16 protein-coding genes are annotated in these 19,445 nt (G+C 69.8%); 10 read left to right on the top strand and 6 right to left on the bottom strand.

Features of this window, described 5'->3' with window-relative positions; all coding sequences use genetic code 11:
* Nucleotides 1–111: 111 nt before the first annotated feature.
* From NDW01_RS01285 to NDW01_RS01265, 5 genes are all read left to right on the top strand, one after another.
* Nucleotides 112–1,671, top strand: coding sequence for an MFS transporter (locus NDW01_RS01285; protein ID WP_252815761.1), 1,560 nt, complete (start codon nt 112–114; stop codon nt 1,669–1,671).
* 14 nt (nt 1,672–1,685) lie between these two features.
* Nucleotides 1,686–2,294: a TetR/AcrR family transcriptional regulator gene (locus NDW01_RS01280; protein WP_252815759.1), complete on the top strand. Its 609-nt coding sequence runs from the start codon at nt 1,686–1,688 to the stop codon at nt 2,292–2,294.
* 89 nt (nt 2,295–2,383) lie between these two features.
* A complete protein-coding gene (locus tag NDW01_RS01275; protein WP_252815757.1) occupies nt 2,384–4,453 on the top strand; it encodes an ATP-binding SpoIIE family protein phosphatase in 2,070 nt (689 codons plus the stop codon).
* A gap of 124 nt (nt 4,454–4,577) precedes the next feature.
* Nucleotides 4,578–5,666: an asparaginase domain-containing protein gene (locus NDW01_RS01270; protein WP_252815755.1), complete on the top strand. Its 1,089-nt coding sequence runs from the start codon at nt 4,578–4,580 to the stop codon at nt 5,664–5,666.
* A gap of 125 nt (nt 5,667–5,791) precedes the next feature.
* Nucleotides 5,792–6,349, top strand: coding sequence for a hypothetical protein (locus NDW01_RS01265; protein WP_252815753.1), 558 nt, complete (start codon nt 5,792–5,794; stop codon nt 6,347–6,349).
* Here the strand turns inward: NDW01_RS01265 and NDW01_RS01260 are convergent.
* The 4 genes from NDW01_RS01260 to ppgK all read right to left on the bottom strand — a co-directional run bounded on the left by NDW01_RS01260 (nt 6,279) and on the right by ppgK (nt 9,514).
* Nucleotides 6,279–7,001: a helical backbone metal receptor gene (locus tag NDW01_RS01260; RefSeq protein WP_252815751.1), complete on the bottom strand. Its 723-nt coding sequence runs from the start codon at nt 6,999–7,001 to the stop codon at nt 6,279–6,281. The genes NDW01_RS01265 and NDW01_RS01260 overlap by 71 nt on opposite strands.
* A gap of 99 nt (nt 7,002–7,100) precedes the next feature.
* Complete coding sequence (locus NDW01_RS01255; protein ID WP_252815749.1) at nt 7,101–8,063, bottom strand: ketopantoate reductase family protein; 963 nt, start codon at nt 8,061–8,063, stop codon at nt 7,101–7,103.
* Entirely contained in the window at nt 8,060–8,740 is a 681-nt protein-coding gene (npdG, locus tag NDW01_RS01250; RefSeq protein ID WP_252815747.1) for an NADPH-dependent F420 reductase, read from the bottom strand. The genes NDW01_RS01255 and npdG overlap by 4 nt, the downstream gene beginning before the upstream one ends.
* A gap of 24 nt (nt 8,741–8,764) precedes the next feature.
* A complete protein-coding gene (ppgK, locus tag NDW01_RS01245; protein WP_252815745.1) occupies nt 8,765–9,514 on the bottom strand; it encodes a polyphosphate--glucose phosphotransferase in 750 nt (249 codons plus the stop codon).
* Nucleotides 9,515–9,591: 77 nt separating this feature from the next.
* Here ppgK and NDW01_RS01240 point away from each other — a divergent pair, with 77 nt between their 5' ends.
* From NDW01_RS01240 to NDW01_RS01230, 3 genes are all read left to right on the top strand, one after another.
* Nucleotides 9,592–10,176 carry a hypothetical protein gene (locus tag NDW01_RS01240; protein WP_252815743.1) on the top strand — a complete coding sequence of 195 codons (585 nt, stop codon included), beginning with the start codon at nt 9,592–9,594 and terminating at the stop codon, nt 10,174–10,176.
* A gap of 426 nt (nt 10,177–10,602) precedes the next feature.
* Nucleotides 10,603–12,678: an NB-ARC domain-containing protein gene (locus tag NDW01_RS01235; RefSeq protein ID WP_252815741.1), complete on the top strand. Its 2,076-nt coding sequence runs from the start codon at nt 10,603–10,605 to the stop codon at nt 12,676–12,678.
* Nucleotides 12,679–12,750: 72 nt separating this feature from the next.
* Nucleotides 12,751–15,333: an NB-ARC domain-containing protein gene (locus tag NDW01_RS01230; RefSeq protein ID WP_252815738.1), complete on the top strand. Its 2,583-nt coding sequence runs from the start codon at nt 12,751–12,753 to the stop codon at nt 15,331–15,333.
* A 9-nt stretch (nt 15,334–15,342) separates the two neighbouring features.
* Here the strand turns inward: NDW01_RS01230 and NDW01_RS01225 are convergent, their stop codons facing one another.
* On the bottom strand, nt 15,343–16,275 hold the full coding sequence (locus NDW01_RS01225; protein ID WP_252815735.1) for an S-4TM family putative pore-forming effector: 933 nt from the start codon (nt 16,273–16,275) through the stop codon (nt 15,343–15,345).
* 207 nt (nt 16,276–16,482) lie between these two features.
* Here NDW01_RS01225 and NDW01_RS01220 point away from each other — a divergent pair, with 207 nt between their 5' ends.
* Nucleotides 16,483–18,345 (top strand): hypothetical protein, encoded by a 1,863-nt coding sequence (locus NDW01_RS01220; protein ID WP_252815732.1) that lies wholly within the window; start codon nt 16,483–16,485, stop codon nt 18,343–18,345.
* Here the strand turns inward: NDW01_RS01220 and NDW01_RS01215 are convergent.
* On the bottom strand, nt 18,342–18,518 hold the full coding sequence (locus tag NDW01_RS01215) for a hypothetical protein (RefSeq protein ID WP_252782743.1): 177 nt from the start codon (nt 18,516–18,518) through the stop codon (nt 18,342–18,344). The genes NDW01_RS01220 and NDW01_RS01215 overlap by 4 nt on opposite strands.
* 58 nt (nt 18,519–18,576) lie before the next feature.
* Here NDW01_RS01215 and map point away from each other — a divergent pair, with 58 nt between their 5' ends.
* Nucleotides 18,577–19,425, top strand: a complete 849-nt coding sequence (gene map / locus NDW01_RS01210; RefSeq protein WP_252815730.1) for a type I methionyl aminopeptidase — start codon at nt 18,577–18,579, stop codon at nt 19,423–19,425.
* Nucleotides 19,426–19,445 lie beyond the last annotated feature (20 nt).

Genomic DNA, 19,445 nt, shown 5'->3' with positions numbered 1-19,445 from the left:
CTTCCCGGCGAGTTCCGAAACGGTACGGTTGCGTATCGGAATAATCCGTCCTAGGCTGTGCTTCGTTAAGAAACGACACGGACTCGTATCTATTCCTCTTCGAAGGGCCTCATGGATCCCCAGACCATTCAGAGGAGACGCTGGAGCATCCTCGGCGTCCTCATCGTCAGCCTGCTCGTCATCGTGCTCGACAACACGATCCTCAACGTCGCCCTGAAGACGATCGCGGACCCGCGCGACGGCCTCGGCGCCACCCAGGGCCAGCTCGAGTGGGCCATCAACTCCTACACGCTCGTGTTCGCCGGCCTGCTGTTCACGTTCGGCGTGCTCGGCGACCGGATCGGCCGCAAGCGCATGCTGATGATCGGCATGACGCTGTTCGGCCTGGCCTCGCTGCTGTCCTCGCTGGCACAGACCCCCGACCAGCTGATCCTCGCCCGCGCGGCGATGGGCTTCGGCGGCGCGGCGGTCATGCCGCAGACCCTGTCGATCATCACGAACGTCTTCGAGCCGCAGGAGCGCGCCCGCGCCATCGGCCTGTGGGCCGGCGCCGTCGGCATCGGCGTCGCCATCGGCCCCATCACCGGCGGTCTGCTCCTCGACCACTTCTGGTGGGGCTCGGTCTTCCTCATCAACGTCCCGGTCGTCGCCGCCGGCGTGATCGGCATCGCGCTCCTCGTTCCCGAGTCCCGGAACCCGATCCGCGCGAAGATCGACTTCGGTGGCGTGCTCCTGTCGATCGCCGGCCTGATCCTGCTCACCTACGGGATCATCGAGGGCGGCGACAAGGCGACCGTGACCGCGCCGACCGTGTACGGCTCCGTGCTCGCCGGAGTCGTGCTGCTCGCAGTGTTCGTCTGGTACGAGTCGCGCATCGCGCACCCGTCCCTCAACGTGCGGCTGTTCCGCGACGGCCGGCTGTCGGCGTCCGTCGGCGCCATCGCGCTGGTCTTCTTCGCGCTCGGCGGCGTCTTCCTGTTCATCTCGCTGTACCTGCAGGACGTCCGCGGCTACACCCCGCTCCAGGCGGGCCTGCTCACGCTGCCGCTGGCCGCCGGCCAGATGATCTTCTCCCCGCGCAGCGCCGGGCTCGTCGCCCGATACGGCGCGCGGCCGGTCGCCGCGACCGGGCTGACGATGGTCGCGCTCGCCCTGCTCAGCTACCACTTCGCCGCGGTCCACAACCCGATCTGGACCCTGGAGATCACGTTCTTCGTGCAGGGCGCGGGCATGGCCCTGGTGATGACCCCGGCCACCACCGCCGTCATGTCGGTGCTGCCGCGGGAGCAGGCCGGGTCCGGCTCGGCCATCAACAACATCGCCCGTCAGGTCTCGGTCGCGCTCGGCACCGCCCTGCTGGGATCCCTGGTCGCCTCGATCTACCGGAACGGCATGAAGCCGCACCTGACCGCGCTGCCCCAGGGGCTGCGCTCCGTCGCCGGATCGGACATCGGCGCCACCACCGGGGTGGCGGAGAAGCTCGGAACGGCGGGCCGGGCGCTCCTCCCGCCGGCGCACGACTCGTTCGTCCACGCGATGCACATCACCTCCGCCGTCTCCGCCGCGGTGGCCTTCCTCGGAGCGCTCGTCGTCCTGAAGTGGATGCCGGGCCGGCCGGCGGCCGAGCCCGAAATTCCCCAGGTCGAACAGCGCGAAGCCGTCGAGGTGTGAGACGGTGAAGCGTCATGACGCACACCACTGAACCGTGCTCCGCGCGGCCGCCCGGGCGGCCGCGCAGCGAGCGCGCGGACAAGGCGATCGTCGACGCCACCCTGGACCTCCTCGCCGAGGAGGGCGGGGTGGCGGGCGTCTCCATCGAGGCGGTGGCCGCGCGCGCGGGCGTCGGCAAGACGACGATCTACCGCCGGTGGCCCAACAAGGAGGCGCTCATCATCGATGCGCTCGCCGCGTTGAAGGAGCCGCTGCCCGAGCCGCGCGGCGAGTCGGTCCGCGAGGACCTGATCGCCCTGGCCCGCGCCTTCGTCGCCGACAAGAGCGACAAGAAACGGGTGGACTGCTACTGGAGCGTCTCCGGCAGCGCCGAACGCTATCCGGAGCTGATGGGCCGGTTCACCCGCGAGATCATCGAGCCCCGGCGCGAGGTCATGCGGGAGGTGCTGCGGCGGGGCGTCGCCACCGGAGAGCTGCGCCCCGACCTGGACGTCGAGCTGACCCTGTGGATGCTCACGGGGTCGATCACCCACCGGACGCGGGCCGCCGACGCGGGCCCGGTCCCGGAGGACTTCTCGGAGCGGGTCGTCGACGCCCTCCTGGCGGGTCTCGCGCCACGCTGAACCGGCGCGGCAATGATCTTCCTCCTTGGAGCGGCTTTGGTCATACTTTTACTCCGGGGGAAGACGGTCCACAGGAAGGACTCCGGCGGATGGCCGATTCTTCGGCGAGGACCCTGGTGCTCGGCATCGGCCGGGGCGGCCGGGTCCTCCAGTGCGGGCAGAACTCCTCCGGCGTGCTGGGCCGCTCCCCCGAGGAGATCGTCGGCACGGACGTGACCGGCCTGTTCACCGACGAGGGCAAGGAGGCCCTGGCCGGGCTCCTCGACGCCCTCGCCGACCGCCACGAACGGACGGCCGTCCTCGGCCTTCGCGCCACGGACGGCCCGGCGCCCAACGCCGTCGTCACCGTCCAGCCGATGCACACGACCGCCGGCGACCCCGTCGACCTGATGATGATCCGGGTCGCCGTGACGGACCTCGAACGCTTCACCGACCCGGCCCTGATGCGCCGGGCGATGCTGGACGACGCGCTCGTACGGATCGGCGCCACGCTCGACCTCGACCAGATGGCCCGCGAGCTCGCCGACGTCGTCGTCCCCCACTTCTGCAACTCCGCGGGCGTCCTCATCCAGGAGGCCATCGTCGCCGCCGACGAGCAGCCCTCGATCGCGGCGGACGGCACCACGGTGCTGCGCCGGGTCGCGCTCGCCTCAGACGAGTCCGACCCCCGGTGGAACGCCGCCTTCCCGACCGGCGAGGTCCTCACCTACCCGCCCGACACCCCGTACACCCGCTGCATGGCCACCGGCGAGCCGGTGCTGGTGCCCCACCTCGACGGGAAGGTCGCCAAGCGGACGGCCCGGCTGTGGCGGCGCAAGCCCGTCGCCCGGCTCCTCGCCGACACCTCCATGGTCGTGCTGCCGCTCATCGCGCGGGGCACGACGCTGGGGTTCGTCGTCTGCACGCGCAACTCGGCCCACCGGGCGTTCGACGCGTACGACGTCGAGCTCGGGATGGAGTTCGCCGCCCGCGCCGCGCTCTACATCGACAACGCCCGCCACTACAGCCGCGAGCGCGCGACCGCTCTCACCCTCCAGCGCAGCATGCTGCCCACCGGCCTGACCGCGCCGTCCAGCGTCGCGGTCCGGCACCGCTACCTGCCGGGCAACCAGCTGATCGAGGTCGGCGGCGACTGGTACGAGTCGATCGCGCTGCCCGGCGGCCGCGTCGCGCTCATCGTCGGCGACGTCGCCGGTCACGGCGTGCGCGCCGCCGTCACGATGGGCCGCCTGCGCACCGCCCTGCGGACCATCGTCAACCTCGAGCTCTCCCCCGCGGACGGCCTGCAGCAGCTCGACGCGCTGATGCGCGAGATCGGCGAACGAGAGCCGGCCTTCGCCACCTGCGTGTACGCCGTGTACGACGCGACCGACGGCACCTGCGAGATCGCCTCGGCGGGGCACCTGCCGCCGTTGCTGCTGCGCCCCAACGGCACCAGCGAGTTCCTCGACGTCCCGCCCGCCCCGCCGCTCGGCGTCGGCGAAGGGATGATCGAGACCCGCACGTTCACGATCGGGGACGGCAGCGTCCTCGTCCTCTACACCGACGGGCTCGTGGAGAACCGCGGCCAGGACATCGACGACGGCCTGTCCCGCCTGCAGGGGCTGTTCGGCGCGGACGCGCTGTTCCGGCCGCTGGAGGAGCTGGCCAAGGCCACCCTCGACAGCGCCTACGCCGACCACGACCGCGACGACATCGCGGTGCTCATCGCCCGCCTGCGCCGCCTGCCCGCCGGCCACGTCGTGTCCTGGCGGCTGCCCGCCCTGCCGTCCGCGGTACGGGAGGCCCGGGTCCGTGTCCGCGAGACGCTCGAACGCTGGGACTGCGCGGAGCTGTCCTTCAGCACCGAGCTCGCGGTGTCGGAGCTGGTGACCAACGCGCTGCGCTACGCCTCGGGCGACATCGAGCTACGGCTGCTGCGCGACCGGACGCTGGTCTGTGAGGTGCGGGACGACTCCGACGCGCTGCCCCGGGCCCGCCAGGCCGCCGACGACGACGAGGGCGGCCGCGGTCTGCAGGTCGTGCACCGGCTCGCCAAACGCTGGGGCGCCCGCCCCTCGGGCGACGGCAAGGTCGTCTGGTGCGAGCTGGAGCTGCCCGGCCAGGAGGACGACGTCGACGGCGCCTGGCCCGGCGAGGCCCACCACCTCCCCGCCTGAACGGTCATGACGTGGATTCGCGGCAACTCCCCCCGCGAAGCCCTGTGATGCACTAGGTTTCGTCCGTCGTCTGATCATGAGGCGGACGCCTTCGGCGCCGCGTGACGCCGAAGGATGCCGAGGGATGACCGCCCCCCTGAGCCCGCCGCCATGGCCCATCCCGCCGTCGTGGCAGGTCGCCCTCCCGGCGCGCGCGGCGGACGCCGAGCCGTCGCCGCCGGTGCCGCCCGGTCCCGCCGCCCCGCCGGCGACCACGCCCTCGGTTCCCCCCGCGACCGGCACGGGCCCGGCCGGTGAGGGGGCCGGCGACGGTCCGTCCGGCGCCCGGCCGGAGGCCCCGCCCCGCCTCGTCGTCGTCTTCGCGCCCGAGGGGTCCGCGCCGGTCACCGGTGCCGTGCCGTCGCCGCCGAACGGGGTCAGGGTGGAGCGCCGCCCGGCCGCCGGTCCCGTCTCCACCTTCGCCGGGGTCGGCGAACTGGCCCGTGTGGTCGGCCGGGCGATCGGCGACGGGGCGATCGGCGCCGTGATCGTGCACCCCGCTGAGACGCTCGCCGAGACCGCCTGGGCACTGGAACTCCTCCATGAGGGAGACGCGCGCCTCGTCTTCGTCGCCGCCTCGGGCAGTCCGGCCGACCTGGCGGACGCCATCGCCGTCGCGGCCGCCGGGCCGCAGCGGCTCGGCTGCGCGGTCGTGGCGCGCGGGGAGATCCACGCGGCCCGCCACGTCACGGCGACCGGGATCGCGGCTCCGGCGTTCGCCTCGCCGGACGCGGGGCCGCTGGGCCAGGTGATCGGCGGGATCCCCCGGCTGGTGCGGCGGCCGCCCGAGAGGTTCACGGTGCGCGGTCCGTTCGCGGGACGGCCGCCGCGCGTCGGGCTCCACGTCGTCGCGCTCGGCGACGACGGCCGGTTGCTGCGGACGCTCGCCGACGACTGTGACGGACTGATCGTGGCCTCCCGTGCGGGGCAGGCCGCCCTCGCCGCGCTTCTTCCGGCCGTCTCCGAGACGGCCGCCCGGATCCCGGTCGTCCTGCACTCCCCCGCCGCGCCGCCCGCCGGGTCGGCGGTCACCCGCCTCGACCCGCTGAAGGCGCGCGTCCTCATGCACCTGCTGCTGGACACCGGCCACGACCGCGCCGCCGTGCTGGCCGCCTTCGCCGCGCTGGAGGCAGGCGCCGCCGTGCCGCCGGCGCCTCCATCGGCCGCGTTTTGAAGATCGTCCGGCACGGGTAGATGATCTCCGCTCCCTCGTAACGCCACAACCGACGACCGGTCCGAGCCGTCAGGGACGAGTACCCGGATGGCGGGGCGAACCCCCGCTTTCCGAAGGGCACTCCCATGCCGCGCGTCTTCGTCATCGTCCTGTCCGCGACCACCGCTCTCGGCGCGACCGCCGTTCCCACCGCGGTGGCCGCCCCCACCAGGGGCACCGCTCCCGGGATCTGTTCTCAGGCGTACCTGCCGCTGCCCGATCCGGCCTGTCAGCCCGGCGCGATCAACCCGGACGTCACGCAGGAGACCATCGGCTCGACGATCTGCGTCGCCGGGTGGACCAGGACCGTACGGCCGCCGGTCGCGTACACGAACGCGCTCAAGGCGCGACAGATCGCCGAGTACGGCTATTCCGACACGAACCCGGCGAACTACGAGGAGGACCACCTCATCCCGCTGGAGCTCGGCGGGGCGCCGCGCGATCCGCGCAACCTGTGGCCGGAGCCCCGGTACGACGCCGGCGGGGGCACCGCCGCCGACAAGGACGAGGTCGAGAACGCGCTGAGGAAGAAGGTGTGCGCCGGGCTGACGCCGCTCGCCGCCGCCCGTACGATCATGGCCGTGGACTGGAGGCGGGGCCGGAGCGCGGCAGCCTCGCGCCGAGGACCCGCCGCGCCTCGGTGAGCGACGGCCCGTACCACTCCAGGTGCCGGCCGCTCACCAGCGCCACCGGAACCCCGGGGAACATCTCCGGCCCGTCGGTCGCGGAGAAGGCGTACGGCTCGTCCGGCAGGACGACCAGGTCCGGCCGCCGGCCCAGCATCTCCGCGACGGTGACCTTCGGATACCGCTCATCGGCGTGCGCGTACAGGTTGGCGACGCCGAGCCGCGCGAGGAGGTCGCCGGCGAAGGTGTCCCGGCCGAGCACCATCCAGGGCCGCCGCCAGATCGGGACCACCGCCCTCACCTCGGGCGGCGGAGGCGGGCCGAGGACGTCCGCCCACGTCGTACGGGCGTCGGCGAGCCAGCCGGGCGGGTCCTGGCCGCACGCGGCGAGCATCCGTTCGAGGCTCGTCAGCGCCTCCGGGAGCGTACGGATCACGGTCACCCAGACGGGCACCCCCGCCGCGCGCAGCGCGTCCAGGTCGGCCGGGCGGTTCTCCTCGAAGTTGGCCACGACCAGATCCGGCGCGAGTTCGACGACGCGGCCCACGTCGGGGTTCTTCGTGCCGCCGACGCGCGCGACCCCGAGGCCCGGCGGCTGCACGCACCAGTCGGTGGCGCCCACCAGCAGGCCCGGGGCCGTACGCGCGATCGCCTCGGTGAGGGACGGCACGAGGGACACCACGCGGCGGACGTCCCGAACGGGATCGAACGGGATCGAACGGGACGCCGAGGTCGTCCGCCCGGACCGGGGCGCCGCGCGGTCGTGCGGTCATTCCGGCGCGGGCCCGTCCAGCGCGGCCAGGAACTCCTCCGGCGTCATCAGGCCGGGTCGCAGGCCCTCGTGGGCCATCCGGTTCGCCAGCCGCCGCAGCAGGTCGTTGACCGGGGTCGGCACGCCGTGTTCGCGGCCCAGAAGGACGATCTCACCGTTCAGGTAGTCGGCCTCGATGGTGCCGGTCCCCCGGCGCAGGCTCTGGTAGGACGAGCCGCCGCCGCGCTCGCGCCCGCGGATCGGACGGATCTGGAACGGCATGCCCCCTCCGCCGAGTACGTCGATGCCCGCAGCGCGCAGGCACGCCTCACCCTCGTCCCGGGCGAGCCGGGCGATGTCCGCGCCCCGCTCGCCGGGCCCGATGACCGCCTCGACGGCGTTGCCCAGATTCATCAGGAGCTTGCCGTACTTGTAGCGCATGACGTCCGGCCGTGCCTCTGACACGAAGGTCGCGCCCGCGAAGGCCGCTGCGAGGGACTCCGCCGTGCCGTCCACGCCCCCGGGATACCGGCCGACGTCCAGGCCGCCCGTCTTGGCGACGGTGTAGGCCTCGACGACGCCGGGTTCGAGGAACGCCGACGGCAGCAGGACGCAGACGCCGTACACGCGGGGGAACCGGCGGAGGGCGAGGCGTTCGTTCTCCACGCCGTTCTGGGCGCAGGCGATGACGACGTCCGGCGGTGCGACGGCCGCCAGCTCGGCCAGCGCCGGCAGGGTGTCCTGCGTCTTCATCGCCAGCAGGACGACGTCATCGGGCCGGAAGGCCACCTTCGACGGCCGGTCGGCCACCGGGACCGGCAGGGTGACGCTCTCCTCCGGAGTGTCGAGGCGCAGTCCCCGGTCGCGTAGGGCCTCGTAGTGCGCGCCACGGGCGATGAGCGTCACATCGTGCCCGTGCTGGAACAGCCGGGCTCCGATGACGCCGCCGACCGCGCCCGCGCCGTAGACGACGAACCTCATACGTCCGTGACCCGCAGGCCCGCGTGGGCCTTGTACCGCCGGTTGATGGAGATCAGGTTGGCGGTCAGCGCCTCGACCTGGCAGGCGTTGCGGAGCCGCCCGCCGTAGACGCCGCGCACGCCGCCGATCCGGCCGGCGAGGGCCTGCACGGTGTCCGTGGCCTCCCGGTCGTCGCCCAGGACGAGGACGTCGAGGTCGACCTCGTCGACGGCGGGGTCGAGGAGCGTCACGGCCGAGACGTGGTGGAAGGCCGCGACCACGGTGCTGTCGGGCAGGGCGGCCGCGGCCTGCTGGGCGGCGCTGCCCTCCTCGACGGGCAGCGCGTAGGCGCCCCGCTTGTCGAAGCCGAGCGGGTTGACGCAGTCGACCACGATCTTGCCGGCCAGCTCCTCGCGGAGGGACTCCAGGAGCGCCTTGTGACCGTCGTACGGCACGGCCACGATGACGAGGTCGGCCTGACGGGCGACGGCGGCGTTCTCCGCGCCCCGGACGGTCAGGCCGTCCCCGAGGCTCTCGGCGGCCTGCTGGGCGCGTTCGGCCTTGCGCGACCCGATGATCACCTCGTGACCGGCGAGGGCGAACCGGCGCGCCAATCCCTTCCCCTGGTCGCCGGTGCCGCCCAGGATGCCGATGGACAGACCGCTGACGTCGGGCAGCTCCGCGTGCTGAGTGCTCATAGTGAACGATCCTGCCAGGTCTCCTCAGGACCGTCCCGTGCCGGGTACCGCGGCCATGGCGGCGCCGATGATGCCCGCGTCGTTGTGCAGCTCGGCGGGGACGACCGGAGTCCGGACGTCCTTCAGCAGGGGCACGAAGTGGTCGGCCTTCTTGCTGACGCCGCCACCCAGGATGATCAGCGAGGGCCACAGCAGGTCCTCGATCCGCTGGAGGTACTCCCCCAGCCGCCTGGCCCAGTCGTGCCAGCTCCAGTCGTGGACCTCACGGGCGTGCGCGGAGGCGCGTCGCTCGGCGTCCTTGCCGCGGATCTCGATGTGCCCGAGCTCGGTGTTCGGCACGAGCCTGCCGTCGAGGAACAGGGCGCTGCCGACCCCGGTGCCGAGCGTGAGCATGAGGACCGTGCCCGGCCGGCCGCGTCCCACGCCGAAGGTCATCTCCGCGACTCCCGCCGCGTCGGCATCGTTCAGCAGCGTCACGGGCGCCCCGCTCGCCTCCGCGAACAGGTCGCGCGCGGCCAGGTCGATCCAGGCGTCGCCGAGGTTGGCCGCCGTACGGACGACGCCGTCGGTGACCACGCCCGGGAAGGTGACGCCCACCGGCCCCGTCCAGCGGAAGTGCGAGACGACCTGCGCGACGGCCCCCGCCACGTCCCGGGGCTGCGCGCCGTCCGGAGTGGGAAGGCGCAGCCGGTCGCGGGTGAACTCGCCCTTTTCCACGTCGACCGGCGCGCCCTTGATGCCGGACCCGCCGATGTCGACCCCCAGAATCTCCATGGGCAATACCTACCTGAGATCGCCGACACCTAACAAAGTGCACGTGATCTCACGATCCGTGCGGCACGATGGACGCCATGGACGCGAGTCAGGTGGCGGCTCTGCGGGAGCTGCTCGCGACGACCGGCTGGCCGGAGCGGACGCGGGAGTTCGCCCGTGCGCTGCGTTCGTCCGCCCGGACGCCGGGCGGCCTGCTCGTCTTCGGCCCGCCCGACGACGAGCCGTGGCACCTGGCCGCGCACCTGGACGACGAGAGCCGGCTCGGCGGCCTGCCCGAGCTGACGCCGACGCTGGTGCGCTGGGAGCCCCCGCCGGGCGCTCCGCCGCACCTGCGGGTCGGGCTGGAGCGCCTGGAGGCGGCCCGGCGCGGCGAGACGCTCATCGTCGTGTCCGAGGAGGACGAGTCGCCCGCGCCGCTGCTGGAGCGGGTGGACGACGCGCGCCGCGTCGGCGCGACGATCCTCGCGGTCGACACGGGCGACCGCGAGCTGGAGGGCCTCGCGCACGAGGCGCTGACGGTGCCGGCCGACGACCGGCTCGTGTCGTTCGACGCCGCCCAGCACCTCGTCAGCGCCGCCGCCGGAGAGCCCCAGCCGAGACGCGGCCTGCGCGTCCGCCTGGCCCGCCTCCTGGACACGATCAGCGGCCCCACCGTCCCCTGAAGACCTGCGGCGCCGCCAGGTCGGGGTCCGCGCCGACCGATGCGATCCGCTGATACGGGATTACGAAAATTCCGATTTCCTAATGTCCACTCCGTGCAGGCGCTCCCCGGCGATTCAACCCCCGTAACCGCATATGGAGAGACACGACAGGCCTCCCAGAGATCGACTCAGCGCTTCTGCTGACAGATGCCGGAAAGCAGGGCACTATAGGCATGTCCCGCTGGTCAATCTGGGGGCGGAATGCTACGAGCCAGCAGTAGGTTACAGTTCGGAATCCTCCTGTTGACAGTGTGTTCGGCGTGTGCCCTCGTAGGGACAGCGGGTCTCCTGCGCGTGGCCGCCGGTGCGAGCCTGCCACTGCTGGCCGCGGCCATGTTCTGGTCTGTGGTGGTAGACGAGCGCTCCCGGCTGCGGGATTCGAGGAGAATGCTCAAGCCATTCGAGCTGCCTCCCCCGCCGGCCCATTTCGTCGGACGTGCGGCGGAGCTCGAGAGGCTGACGGGAATCCTCACGCGTGATCCAGACCGCCCTGGACCCGCCGTAGTGACCGTCCACGGCGAGGGCGGAATCGGGAAGACGACGCTGGCGGTCGTCCTGGGCCATCGGGTCGCGAACGAATTTCCCGGCGGTCAGCTGTTCGCCCAGCTCGACGGGCCGGACACCCCTGACAGTCCGGATGAACTACAACACCGGATCAATAAGGTCCTCGCCCACTTCATCGCGGCCCTACAGGGGCCGGAGGAGGAAGTAAACTTCGATCCGGCCGCTCTGCTGGTCGCCTACCGTAACCTCACCAAGAATCGCAAGGTCCTCGTCGTCCTCGACGACGTCCCGCGCGCGCACAAGGTTGAGGATCTCTTCCCCGCAGGGCCGCGGTGCGCGGTGATCCTGACGTCCCGAGAGCCACCCACGGACCCTCCCATGGCGGGTGAGGGCCTCTGCGAGCTCCAAAGGTTGTCCGAGAACGAGTCCGTCGCACTGCTGAAACAGTTAACGCGGCGAGAGGACGACGTGCTCTCAGAGTTGGCAGCGCGCTGCGCGGGCCTGCCATTCGCGCTACGTGGCGTCGCCACCGCGCTGGCCTATCGGCCGCAGTGGGAGCCCGTGACGGTCGAACACGCCCTGCGGGTCGCCACCGCCCATGACTCGAGGCCACAGCCGCTCGCCGCGAGTTACGGGCTCCTTTCCGAAGGTGAACGTATCGCCTTCCGCTGCATCGCATCTTTCGAACAGCCCGTCTTCGCGCCATGGATGCTCGCGGAAGCAGCGGGCATCGAAGAAGGCGATGCCCACGTACTCGCGGCCCGGCTGGCGGACGCGCGATTGGTCGAACGGCACAGCACCGAACCGTCCGCCGAATTGCTGTACGTGGCGCCCGACCCCGTGCGGGAGTACGCAGCCCATCTCGCGGAGATCGAGGACGGGCCGGAACGCATCGCCAGGACGCAGCGGGTCCGCGACGCTCAGCACAAGCGCGCGACCGTCAACGTGCGGGAACAGGCGACCTCGCTGATCGAGCAAGGACGTCTGGGCGCGGCACTGAGTAAGGCGCAGACCGCGCTGACGATCGCCCGTGAGGGCCATGACAACGAGGCGGAGGCCCTGGCCCGCGTTCTGCTCGCCGAGGTGTCCGCCGAACTCGGAGACGTCGCGCAGACCGAGAGGCTGGCGAGGCGCGCCTGCGAGTTGGCGAACGGGCGCGTGAAAGCCCGCGCCCTGCGATGCCTAGGACACGCTCAACGCCGCCTGCGCGACCTGCGCGGTGCCCGTCAGAGCCTCGACTCCGCTCTCGAACTCGTCAGTCCATCCGACGACCCCGCCGAGTACATACGGGTGCTCGCCGAGCGGGCGGTGGTATGGGGAATGCTCAAGGAGGTCGGCTCTGCCAAGGAGGACTGCGCGGAGGCCGAACGACTTCGCCATTCCCGAGACGGAGTGCAGCCGGCGATCGTTGAGTGGGCACGCGGGGTCAGCAGTTACTACCTCGATGAGTTCGCCGAGGCGCGCACTGTTCTAGCGGAAGGCCACACCGTCGCAAGCAAGAACGGGCAACGATTGATGGCCGCTCAGCTGCACTTCTGGAGCGCCGAGGTAGCGCTGGCACAAGAGGATTATCCCACCGCCCAGAAGATCGCCGCAGAGTCGCTTACGTCGTTCACGGAGATGCGGCACCGATATGGCATCGCGCGGTGTAATCATGTGCTCGGCCGTGTCGCGGTCCACCAGAATCGCTACGGCGAGGCCGCGCTCATCCTCCAGGAGGTGGCGGAGTGGTTCCGTGGCTGCGGAGACCCCTGGACCGAAGGGGACGCCACCCGGTTGCTCGCGAACGTCTACGCCGAATCGAAGAAGCAGCAGCAGGCGCAGGTGATGCGCGGACTCGCCCGGTCGCTCTTCATGGAGGCGGGCGATCAGGAGAGAGCGCGTCAACTGGCCGGCGGTGTTGATTCGTCGCTCAGACGTTTGATGAGCGCAATCGATAGATCCGGCGAACGCGAATAACAGGATGAGGAACGGCAAGTGCCCGGACAACGCGCACACTGGTCGCGACGCACAGTAGCCCGATGGCTGCTATTGGCGATCATCGTTGTGACCCTCGTTCTCTTAGCCGTCTTCGGAACGAGGACGCTGAGGCTGGGCCTCGTCGCCTTCGTCGCAGTCGTCTCCATCGTGATCATCGTCTCCATGGCGCTGCTTCCAGCACCTCAGGGCGAACTTCCGCCCAAGAATCAGATACCGCCTAATATGCCTCCCCTCGTCGGACACGAAAAAGAGCTCAACGAGCTAGCCGAACGACACGAACAGGCGCGTTCCGACGGCATGAGGCGCGGACCGGTGATAATTCTGATTCACGGCATGCCCGGAACGGGGAAGACCGCGTTGGCGAAGGAGCTCGCCAACCGGCTGGCAGCGCAGTACCCGGACGGCCAATTCTTGGCACAGATGGGAAAGTCAAGCGACCGGCGCGATCCTGGAGAGATCGTCACCAAACTACTCCAGTCCATTCGCGGATCATCACGGGGAATCTCCTCGGCGACCTTCATCGGCGACCCGATCGGCGCCTTCCGCAGCGTCACCATGAACAAGCGAATGCTCTTCGTGTTCGACGCGGCTCGAGATGATCAACAGGTGTCGGAGGCACTGCCGTCCGGTTCCGGATGTGCCGTGATCGTCACCAGCCGGCAGAACCTGGAGCCCGCCCTGGGCTTGTCCTCTTACTGGCTGGACATTCCCGAAGGGGTGGAGGCCGCCGCCATCTTGTGCGCGCATCTGTCCGGAGAGAAGACGCCGCCCGCCGATCTGGTCGCCGCGGTCACCGAATATTGCGAGCGCGTTCCCGCCGCTCTCCGCGCCGCCGGCGAGAAGGTCGGGTACGAGGGCCTGAGCAGGGCGGTCGCCACTTGGCGCTCCGTCCGAGAAAAGCCGGAATGGCTCGACATCCTCGAGATGCGGCAACACGTCGCCGCGGAGTTCGACGGCCTTCGTAAAGAGGAGCAGAGGGCCCTGGCCCTGTTGACCCTCGTGCGGACCAGAACCTTCCTCCCCTGGGTCCTGCAGCCTCTCATGGACACGAATACCGAAGGGGCCTACGCCGAACGAGCGGTCAGCCTGGTGACCCGGCTCAGTTCATCCGGCCTCGTCGACCCCATGCCGCCCGACCGCATGGGCGTGAGCGCGGGATCTCAGGAGTCCGCCTACTTCGCGCGCTACAGGATCAACCCGCTCGTCCGAGTGTTCATGCAGGACAAGATGGACAAGATGGTGCCTCGGGGAGAGAGGAAGGTAATCCTCGAGCGTCTTCATCGCACATCGGCCCTCATGGTCGCCGAGGTGCTCTCCGAGCTCGGAGACATCGAGCGTCCGTCGATCTCATGGCAGCCTTCTCCCCACTGGCTGCCGGACATACCGCAGTGGCAGAGACGCGTCGCCAAGGACCCGGACAGCTGGGTCCGCTGGGAACTGGAGACGCTCGTTGAAGTGGTGCACGAAGCGCATGCGATGGGTGCGCACGAGGTGTGCTGGGGCGTGGCCGCCAAGCTCCGCGGTTGCGGAATCTCAGAAACCGACGTCTCCAGGATGAAACGCGCGTTCGAACTGGCGCATAGATCGGCACAGGAGGTCCGTCGTCCGGAGGCATCGGTGCGGGTGATGCTGGCCCATGGTCTCTTCCTGTCTGCGATCGAGGATTATGACAACGCGTTCGACCTCCTCGGTTCCGCATACGAACTGGCCGAGAAGACCCGGCTTCCCTTATGGCAGGCGAAAGCTCACTACGCCATCGGCCAGGCGTGGCAACGGCTGGGGTGCCATGAGGCGGCCGAGGAGGAGTTGACGTACGCGCAGCAGGCGGCCCGGAAGGCAGGCGATCAGCAGTTGATCCGCAGTATCGCCGTCCAGATGGCGGAGAACGCCGCACTGACGCGTCCGAAGCAGTGGTCGACGGACATCGCTGCCGAGTTCGGAGCAACTCCGGACTCCGATCAGCCGCTGGACGACCTGCTGATTTACGCCGCATCGTCGGCGCGCGCAGACGACTGGGAGCGCACCGACCAATGGCTCGCCAACGCCGTCGCCAAGAGCAGGGACGATGCAGGGCGTCACGCCCGCACCTGTTGCGAGATCGCGGCCCTCAGACTGAGCGAGGCGGCGGCGCGCGGCGATGGGTGGAAAGATCATGTGGCCGTCGCCAGGGTCCACGTCGGCCAGGCCGTCTTCGCCTACCAGCGATGCGGGAACAGGGTCGGTGAGCTCCGGGCCCGGATCCTGCTCGCCGACGCGCTGGCGGTCGAGGACGATTGGGAAGAGTGCAAAGAACAGCTGAAAAAGGCCCGAGCGCTCCTCCCATCATCCGACGAGCCTTATTTCCCGGCGCTGAACGCCGAGCTGCGACGCATCGAGGGTGAACAGGCTCGGCACAAGGGGCCGCCCGGCGCGTCCATCTCGCTGCTCGAGCAGGCGGCTCGGGAGTTCGACCGGCAGGGCGCCTTCTGGAGCGCGGCGCGGGCGAGACTCGCGCTGGGCCGCGCCCGCCTCGCGTCCGGCGAGGAGACGGGAGGAATGGCGGATCTTTACACGGCCCTGGCGGCCTTCGAGTCCTGTGGGGACCGCCCCTTCATCGCGCAAGCCCGAGCGGCCATCGCCGGGAACGGACCTTAAGGCATCCCGTCATCCAGCGCGATTCTCCTTCACGGCGGTGACCAACTCGGTCATCGTGGCCTGGAAGTCCGCACGGTCGTCCTGCCGATAGTTCGAGAAGAACCAATCAGGCACGCGCGGCGCGCCCTGCCTGGTCAGCAGGAGGACATCCTGCACCTGCCGAGCGAGAAGAACGAGATCGTCGTCCGCGGCTGTGGCCGTCGTGCCGGGGACGCTCTTCGACGGGATCCTCAGCCGGGCGACACGCGACTTGACCAGGGCGAGCGCCCGCTCGCGTCTGGCCACCACGTCCCGCTGCCCGCGAAATGCCTCGATGCCGAGGAGTAATGCTCCGAGCGAGGGAACGTACCAGCGGGTCAGAAGGTCGCTGAGCGTCAACTCGGCCGCGACCCCGATGCCGATCCCGGCGAGTCCCCAGATCACCAGCACGACGATGACCGCCTGGCCGTAACGCCGCCGGACCCGCGCTCCCCAGCCGAGGTTCTGCATCTGGCAGGCGAGTACGTCGAGTGGGGGAGGCAGATCCGGAATTTCGTAGTAGTCGCGCAGATCCCCCTCATCGCCGCGGTAGCGCTTCGCGAGCCGGCTGACGTCGTGGGCGTTCACTCGGTCCCCGGCCAAGGCCTCGTTCCAGGGAATCCCGTAGAGACGGACGTCGAACTCCTCCTGTAAAGCCGCCGCTCTGCGCGTCTCGGTATTCGTCCACCCCGAGAGGCCGGCGGTGTACGCGAGCGCCCAGAGGACGCCGAGGGCGGTCACGACAGAGGCCACGCGGTCCGCGAACGCCGCGACGAGGCCGGTCGCCGCGATGACGGTCGAAACCGTGAGGCGGAGCCCCTCGAGTCGCCGAACGCGGGCATGCGCGACGGACATCGCGCGAAGGAGTTCCAGGGACGGTTCCTGGTTCTGCCGGAGCGGAATCGACGACTTCGGCTGTGTCACACAAGGCTCCTATCGGCGTTGGCGGAACTCTCACTGTGCGGCATCGCGTCGTCAGCGTCCATGCCAGGAGACACAGTCGTCATACCCTTAGTTGGTGTGATATCAGGTATCTACGCCCGCTTCGCCAGGATGTGCCCCTCGGACACCTGGACAAGATCACTAATTCGAGGCAGGCGATGACCCATGCGACCTCAGCGCGGAGGTGCGATGGACCCTGATTCGGATCGCTCGGAACTCCTCGCCTATCTCAGCGGGGACGAACCCGTCTACCGAGTACTGATCACGTGGGCCGAAGGCATTGGATGCCAGGTGAAGGTTCCGCCGGTGCCGTGGACCCGTAAGAGCCGATTCACCGATGCGAAACTGCTGGCCATCTTGCTGCGCACGCCAGACGGCGGAAGCGAGACAGTGATGATCAAGGTCTGCGCCCGGAGAGACGGGCTGGGTGAGGCGCGCCGCCGCGCGACGATCCAGCGCAATCGACCCGACTTCGCGCAGAGATTCCTCGTCGCGCAGTCAGACCCCGGCGTGCCAATCGAACCGGACCGCTACTTGCTGTTCTCGACCGTGACCGTGGAACTCGCGAAGACGGTGACACTGCGCGATGTCGGTCACGCTCACCTCCCGGCTCTTTGCCGGACTCTCACCGAGATTCTCATGACGGAGTGGAACGGCGAGTCGCTCGGGAGACGTTTCCGACCGTCATCGGACAGTATGACGGTCGCCGAATATCTGCAGTGGGAACTCTGCGATGCGCTTTGCGACGAGGTCGCTCGCCGCCGGATCGAAGCATGGGGGGTGAACGCCGAGGACGCTGACTGGATCGCCTTGGCCGAAGAAGGCAGGTCATTGCCGAATCCGGTCAGGATGGCCAATGCCGGTGCCCTCGTCAGCGACAAGAAGATCATATGCCTCATGGGAGATGCCCACGGCGATGCTCACCTGGACAATGTCGTGGTGCAGCGGACCGAAAGCGGCGGCATCGAGGCTGGCAGCATGCGGCTGATCGACCCGGCCGCCTCCATTGAACCAGCGCCGCTGAGCCGCGACATCGCAACACTGGCCCTCTCGATCGCACTGCAGTTGTTCGTCGAGCAGCAGGAGGCGAATCCTGGATACCGGCTGACGAGAGGAGAGGCTAGAGACCTGATCCATCTCCTCCTGCATCCGAGGGATCGTGAGACCACTGATCTACCTCCCTACATCTCCCAGTCGATCAGGAACGTCTACGAGACCGCGTATGCGGCACTGGGCGGCAGAACTGATCTCTGGCGGGATCAGTACCTGCTGTCCCTGCAGGCACAGGCACTGAAGTATTTGTCCTACTCGAGTATCGACGAGAACCAGTGCTGGTGGTTCTTCCGTCTGGCCGCTCGGGCCGCCGAGGCCTTCTTGAACAATCGAGGATGTCTTCGCCCGTCCGAGCTCCCCGAACCGGTCGGCCCGGGCCCTCACGACGGCGCTGCGACCGTCCCGGCCCTTCCTGCGAAGGACCAGAGGCCCCCGGACCCTGTACCGCACTCCGACGATCCGCAGGAGGACGCCGAGTCGACGCCGCCTTCACGGGGCGCATCGACCACCGCGGACAGCGGGGACTCGGCCGACCTGCCGGACGCGGCCCCGAAGGACCGCCTCGAGGATTCCGGGAAGGACCGCGCCGAGGACGTCGGCGATCTCCTCCCTGAAACTCTTCAACCGGAGCTGGAACGATTGATCGCAGGAGCCGGGCGCCTCATTCGGCAACTCGCTCGGCTCGAGGACTGTCGGACCCCCGACCAGGTGGTCGACGGTGCCCGAGCACCGCGCCACCTGGCGGAGACCCTCCAGCGCTGGCTGGCGGCATTGCCGGCGATCGACCTGGATGAGCGCCTTCCCATCGACCTTCGCGACCAGTGGGCCAAGGCACGCGGTGACGCCTCCGCCTCCGTGCAGAGCGTGCTCCGCGGCCTGCCTGCCGATCGTTGCCAGGCCGTGCGCGCCTGGAAGTGCCGCAACGGTCTCGACAACGAGGCGGTCGCCCTCCGCGGGCGCCTCGCGGACCTCGCCGTCCTCCTGATGGGCGGCGTCTAGAAGTCGTCGTCCTGGCGGCGCCACTGCTCGTTGCGCTCGGCGGCCCGCTGCAGGGCGTGAGCCGCCTCGTCCTCACTGGCGTAGGGGCCCATCCGATCCCGGTCCGGGCAGCCGGGCCCGTGCTCGACCCGCTGGTGCTTGAGACAGAAGAACCACTTGCCCTCGTCACTCATCGCGACCTCCGATCATGGAGTCATCTGTGCCCCGGCTGGCTGACTACACTCCAACAGCATGACGACGCAACTCCACCCCGGTCACGTTTCCCCGATGCGCAAGGTGCCCGCGGAGATCCCCCGGCCGGAGTACGTCGGCAAGAAGACCCCGCGGACCGGAGAGCCGGACGTCAAGACTCCCGAGATCATCGAGAAGATGCGGGTGGCCGGGCGGATCGCCGCGCAGGCGCTGGAGGAGGTCGGCAAGCAGATCCGGCCGGGTGTCACGACCGACGAGCTGGACCGGATCGGGCACGAGTTCATGCTCGACCACGGCGCGTACCCCTCGACGCTGGGGTACCGCGGGTTCCCCAAGTCGCTGTGCACCTCGCTGAACGAGGTGATCTGCCACGGCATCCCCGATGACACGGTCGTCCGCGAGGGCGACATCATCAACATCGACATCACCGCGTTCAAGGACGGCGTGCACGGCGACACGGACGCGACGTTCCTGGTCGGCGAGGTGGACGAGGAGTCCCGCCTGCTCGTGGAGCGCACGCACGAGGCGATGATGCGCGGCATCAAGGCGGTCCGCCCTGGCCGGCAGCTGAACGTCATCGGCCGGGTCATCGAGTCCTACGCCAAGAGGTTCGGCTACGGCGTGGTGCGCGACTTCACCGGGCACGGCATCGGCACGACGTTCCACTCCGGGCTGATCGTGCCGCACTACGACGACCCGCACGCGACGACCGTGATCGAGCCGGGCATGACGTTCACGATCGAGCCGATGCTGACGCTCGGCACGATCGACTACGAGATCTGGCCGGACAAGTGGACCGTCGTCACCAAGGACCGCAAGCGCACCGCGCAGTTCGAGCACACGATCCTCGTCACGGACTCCGGCACGGAGATCCTCACTCTCCCGTGAGATAGGCCCCCTCGCGGGTA

Origin of the sequence: Actinoallomurus soli (assembly GCF_024055715.1) — a bacterium.
GTDB lineage: Bacteria > Actinomycetota > Actinomycetes > Streptosporangiales > Streptosporangiaceae > Actinoallomurus > Actinoallomurus soli.
Note: the sequence above shows the minus strand (reverse complement) of the source record. Positions and strands in the feature narration are given on the sequence as shown.

Bases quoted from the DNA above. Each gene is read 5' to 3' on its own strand.
- NDW01_RS01215 (WP_252782743.1), bottom strand. From the start codon at position 18,518: ATGAGTGACGAGGGCAAGTGGTTCTTCTGTCTCAAGCACCAGCGGGTC.
- map (WP_252815730.1), top strand. From the start codon at position 18,577: ATGACGACGCAACTCCACCCCGGTCACGTTTCCCCGATGCGCAAGGTG.
- NDW01_RS01220 (WP_252815732.1), top strand. From the start codon at position 16,483: ATGGACCCTGATTCGGATCGCTCGGAACTCCTCGCCTATCTCAGCGGG.
- npdG (WP_252815747.1), bottom strand. From the start codon at position 8,740: ATGAGCACTCAGCACGCGGAGCTGCCCGACGTCAGCGGTCTGTCCATC.
- NDW01_RS01240 (WP_252815743.1), top strand. From the start codon at position 9,592: ATGGACGCGAGTCAGGTGGCGGCTCTGCGGGAGCTGCTCGCGACGACC.
- NDW01_RS01255 (WP_252815749.1), bottom strand. From the start codon at position 8,063: ATGAGGTTCGTCGTCTACGGCGCGGGCGCGGTCGGCGGCGTCATCGGA.
- NDW01_RS01285 (WP_252815761.1), top strand. From the start codon at position 112: ATGGATCCCCAGACCATTCAGAGGAGACGCTGGAGCATCCTCGGCGTC.
- ppgK (WP_252815745.1), bottom strand. From the start codon at position 9,514: ATGGAGATTCTGGGGGTCGACATCGGCGGGTCCGGCATCAAGGGCGCG.
- NDW01_RS01275 (WP_252815757.1), top strand. From the start codon at position 2,384: ATGGCCGATTCTTCGGCGAGGACCCTGGTGCTCGGCATCGGCCGGGGC.
- NDW01_RS01265 (WP_252815753.1), top strand. From the start codon at position 5,792: ATGCCGCGCGTCTTCGTCATCGTCCTGTCCGCGACCACCGCTCTCGGC.
- NDW01_RS01235 (WP_252815741.1), top strand. From the start codon at position 10,603: ATGCTCAAGCCATTCGAGCTGCCTCCCCCGCCGGCCCATTTCGTCGGA.
- NDW01_RS01270 (WP_252815755.1), top strand. From the start codon at position 4,578: ATGACCGCCCCCCTGAGCCCGCCGCCATGGCCCATCCCGCCGTCGTGG.
- NDW01_RS01280 (WP_252815759.1), top strand. From the start codon at position 1,686: ATGACGCACACCACTGAACCGTGCTCCGCGCGGCCGCCCGGGCGGCCG.